Raw genomic sequence first — 4,752 nt, 5'->3', positions numbered from 1 at the left:
TCTGGCGCCCCTGCCCGTACGTCGCCAGCAACGCCTGCGCCTCGATCGGGTCACCGAGGGTGGTGCCGGTGCCGTGCGCCTCCACCACGTCCACGTCCGACGTGGACAGACCCGCGTCGGCCAGGGCCGCCCGGATCACCCGCTGCTGCGACGGGCCGTGCGGCGCGGTCAGGCCGTTCGACGCGCCGTCCTGGTTGATCGCGCTGCCGCGCACCACGGCGAGCACCGGGTGACCGTTGCGGCGGGCCTCGGAGAGCCGTTCCAGCATCAGCACGCCGACGCCCTCGCCCCAGCCGGTGCCGTCGGCGGCGGCGGCGAACGCCTTGACCCGCCCGTCGGCGGCGAGGCCGCGTTGGCGGGAGAACTCGACGAACAGGCCGGGGGTCGCCATCACGGTCACGCCGCCGGTGAGGGCGAGGTCGCACTCGCCCCGACGTAGCGCCTGCACGGCCAGGTGGAACGCGACCAGCGAGGAGGAGCAGCCGGTGTCCACGGAGACGGCCGGCCCTTCCAGGCCCAGCGCGTACGACACCCGGCCGGAGACCACGCTGGCCGCGTTGTCGGTGCCGCTGAAGCCCTCATCGGCGGCGACGAGCAGCAGCGCCCGGTAGTCCTGCCCGTTGGTGCCGGCGAATACGCCGGTGCGGGAGCCGCGCAGCGTCTCCGGGACCACGCCGGCCCGTTCGATGGCCTCCCAGGACGCCTCCAGCAGCAGCCGCTGCTGCGGGTCCATGGCCGCCGCCTCGCGGGGCGAGATGCCGAAGAACGCCGGGTCGAAGTCGCCCGCGTCGTGCACGAACGCGCCCTGGTCGGTGTATGTGGTGCCGAACGACGCCGGGTCGGGGTCGACGAGCATGTCCCGGTCCCAGCCCCGGTCGGTGGGGAAGTCACCGACGGTGTCCACGCCGTCGGCGACGATCCGCCACAGCCCCTCCGGGTCGCTGACGCCGCCGGGGAAGCGGCACGCCATCGCCACCACGGCGACCGGTTCCTCCCCGGCCGCGACGGTCGCCGACGCGGTCCCGGACGCGACGGTGGTCGGCGCGGTCCTGGACGCGACGGTGGTCGACGCAGTCCCGATGGGCGCCGGATCGACGCCGAGCAGCGTGGTCAGCAGCAGCCGGGCCAGCGCCACCGGGGTGGGGTGGTCGAAGACCAGCGTGGTGGGCAGCGGCTGGCCGGTGGCGGTGACCAGCCGGTTGCGTAGTTCCACCGCGGTCAGCGAGTCGAAGCCGAGGTCCCGGAACGCGGTGGTGGCGGGGACGGCGGCGGTGTCGGCGTGGCCGAGGACGTCGGCGGCGAGCGACCGGACCAGGTCGGCGAGGGTCTCCTCGCGCCGGGCCGGGTCCAGGCCGGCGAGCCGGGCCCGCAGCGTCGCCGCCGGGCCGTCGTCGGCCGGCACGCCGCCGTCGAGCGCGGCCTTCGCCTCGGGTACGCCCTCCAGCAGCGGCCGGCGTCGGGCGGAGGCGTACGCGGGCGCGAACCGGGACCAGTCGACGTCGGCGACGGTGAGCGTCACGTCGTCGTGGTCGAGGGCCTGCCGCAGCGCGCCCATGGCGATCTCGGGGTCCATCGGCGGGACCCCGCGGCGGCGCAGCGCCCGGTCGGAATCGGCGGCGTGCATGCCGCCCTCGCCCCAGGAGCCCCACGCGATGGCGGTGCCGGCCAGCCCGTCGGCGCGTCGCCGCTGCACCAGCGTGTCCAGGTAGGCGTTGCCGGCGGCGTACCCGGCCTGCCCGGCGCTGCCCCAGGTGGCGGCGATGGACGAGTAGACGACGAAGGCGTCGAGGTCGTCGCCGGCGAGCAGGTCGTGCAGGTGCGCGGCGCCGGCCGCCTTGCCGGCGGTCACCTCGGCCAGCTCGGCGGCGGTGACGTCGGCCAGCGGGGTGGTCTGCGGCAGCCCGGCGGTGTGCACGACGACGCGGATCGGCGGGCCGTCGGCGCGGAGCCGGTCGAGCAGCGCGGCGACCTCGGCCCGGTCGGCGAGGTCGCAGGCGGCGACCGTGACGCGGGCGCCCAGGTCACGCAGCTCGGCGGCCAGCTCGGCCGCGCCGGGCGCCGCCGGGCCACGCCGGCCGACCAGCACCACGTGTTCGGCGCCGGCGCCGGCGAGCCAGCGGGCGGCCCGCGCGCCGAGGCCACCGGTGCCGCCGGTGACCAGCGTGGTTCCGGTGGGCGCGAAACGGCGTACCGGAGGGTGGTCGCCGAGCGGCGCGCGGACCAGGCGGCGGACCAGGACGCCGGGGCCGCGCACGGCGAGCTGGTCCTCGCCGGCCGGCGCGGCGAGCAGCGCGGCGAGCCGGCGGGCGGCCCGCGCGTCGGGCTCGGTGGGCAGGTCGACCAGACCGCCCCAGCGCTGCGGCGCCTCGACGCCGACCACTCGGCCGAGTCCCCAGACCGCGCCCTGCCCGGGGTCGGTGCCCCGGTCGTAGGCGGCGGCGGCGACCGCGTTGCGGGTGACCAGCCAGAGCGGGGCGTCGATTCCGGCGTCGCCGAGCGCCTGCGTCAGGGCGAGCGTGGCGGCCAGGCCGGGCAGGACGGTGCCGGCCGCCGGTTCCCAGGCGAGCAGCGAGACCACCCCGGCGTACCCGGTCGGGCTGGCGTCGGCGGACGCGGCCACGTCGGCGGCGGTCCCGGCGGCGGCAGCGGCGGTCGGAGCGGAGGCGGCGGTCGGAGCGGCGGACGCGGCGGTCCCGGCGGCGACGGTCGGGGCGGCCGGCGCGACCCCGGACCGGTCGGCGGCGTCGGTGAGGGCCGCGGTGAGCGCGGACCGGTCGGTGTCCGGCGCGACGGTCAGCGGCCGGACGTCGGCGCCGGCGGCGGTGAGCGCGGCGCGGACGGTGGTCACGGCCGGGTCGTCGTCGAGGCCGGCGGGCACCGCGAGCAGCCAGGTCCCGTCGAGCGGCCCGGCGGCGGGCTCGGCGACGGCCTGCCACTCGACGCGGTAGCGCCAGCCGTCGAGCTGGTCGTGTTCCTGCTGGCGGCGTCGCCAGCCGGCGAGCACGGGCAGGAGGGTCCGCAGCGACTCGGCCGCCTCGGCGTCGTCGACGGCCAGGGTGTCGCGCAGGGCGTCCAGGTCGGCGCGGTCGACGGCCGCCCAGAAGCGGTGGTCGAGCAGGCCGGCGCCGGTGGTCGGGGCGGCCGGGTCGGCGGCCGGCACCCAGTAGTGCTGCCGCTGGAACGGGTAGGTGGGCAGGTCGACGAGGCGGCCGGGCTGCCCGGCGAAGGCGGGCCGCCAGTCCACCGGCGTGCCGGCGGTGTGCAGCGCCGCGAGGGACCGGTGGAACCGGTCGAGCCCACCCTCGTCGCGGCGGAGACTGCCGGTGACGGTGGCCGCGTCCGGGCCGGCGACGGCCTCGGCGCTGTCCTGCACCGCCATGGTGAGCACCGGGTGCGCGCTGACCTCGACGAATGTGCGGTAGCCAGCGTCGACGAGGCTGCGGACGGCGTCGTCGAAGCGGACCGTCTCGCGCAGGTTGCGGTACCAGTAGTCGGCGTCGAGGGCGGCGGTGTCGAGCCAGTCGCCGACCACGGTGGAGCGGAAGCGGACGGTGCCGGTGCGGGGCTCGATCGGCGCGAGCCGGGCCAGGAGCTGCTCGCGCAGCGGTTCGACGTGCGCGGAGTGAGAGGCGTAGTCCACCGGTACCCGGCGCACCCGCACGTCCCGCGACTCGTAGTGGGCGACCATCTCGTCCAGCGCGGCGGCGTCACCGGAGACCACCACCGCGCTCGGGCCGTTCACCGCCGCCAGCGCGATCCGACCGTCCCACCGGGCGATGGTCTCCGTCGCCTCGTCGGCGGTGGTGGCCACCGACACCATGCCCCCGTCGCCGGCCAGCTCGGCGATGACCCGGCTGCGCAACGCCACCACCGCCGCCGCGTCGTCGAGACTCAACCCGCCCGCGACGTGGGCGGCGGCGATCTCACCCTGCGAGTGACCGACCACGGCCGAGGGCTGCACCCCGTAGGACTGCCACAGCGCGGCCAGCGACACCCCGACCGCGAACAGGGCCGGCTGCACCACGTCGACCCGTTCCAGCGACGGCGCGTCCGGCGCACCGCGCACCACGTCCAGCAGCGACCAGTCCACGTACGGGCGCAGCGCCTCCGCGCAGGCGGTCATCTTCTCCGCGAACACCGGCGCGGTGTCGAGCAGCCCGGCGGCCATCCCGACCCACTGGGAACCCTGACCGGGGAAGACGAACGCCACCTCGCCGGGCTGCCCGGCGGCGCCGGTGACCAGGTGCGGGGCGGGTCGGTCGTCGGCGAGCGCGGCCAGCGCGGCGGCCAGGCCGTCGCGGTCGGCGGCGAGCACCACGGCCCGGTGTTCCAGCGGTGACCGGGAGACCACCGAGGTCCAGGCCAGGTCCGCCGGGGCGAGGTCGGGGGTGTCGGCGAGGTGCCGGGACCAGCGCTCGGCCTGCTGGCGCAGCGCGGTCCGGGTCCGGCCGGCGAGCAGCACCGGCGCGGTCCGGTCGGCGGGCGTGGCCGGGGCCGGCGTCTCGTCGGTGGGCTGTTCCAGGACGATGTGCGTGTTGGTGCCGCTCATGCCGAACGAGGAGACGGCGGCGCGGCGGGGCCGGTCCACCGCCGGCCACGGCGTCGGCTCGGTGACCAGGCGGACCGCGCCGGCGGTCCAGTCGACGTGCGGCGTCGGCTCGTCGACGTGCAGCGTGGCCGGGATGACGCCGTGCCGCATGGCGTGGATCATCTTGATGATCCCGGCGATNGAGCCGAGCAGCAGCGGCGCGG

2 pseudogenes are annotated in these 4,752 nt (G+C 77.5%); both read right to left on the bottom strand.

Annotated features, from left to right (window positions below):
• Positions 1–2,254, bottom strand: a pseudogene (locus B1205_RS33485) (type I polyketide synthase); the annotation flags it as partial.
• A 777-nt stretch (positions 2,255–3,031) separates the two neighbouring features.
• Positions 3,032–4,699, bottom strand: a pseudogene (locus tag B1205_RS33480) (acyltransferase domain-containing protein); the annotation flags it as partial.
• Positions 4,700–4,752 lie beyond the last annotated feature (53 nt).

Source organism: Micromonospora sp. NBS 11-29 (assembly GCF_002140155.1).
Classification (GTDB): Bacteria; Actinomycetota; Actinomycetes; order Mycobacteriales; family Micromonosporaceae; genus Micromonospora.
Note: the sequence above shows the minus strand (reverse complement) of the source record. Positions and strands in the feature narration are given on the sequence as shown.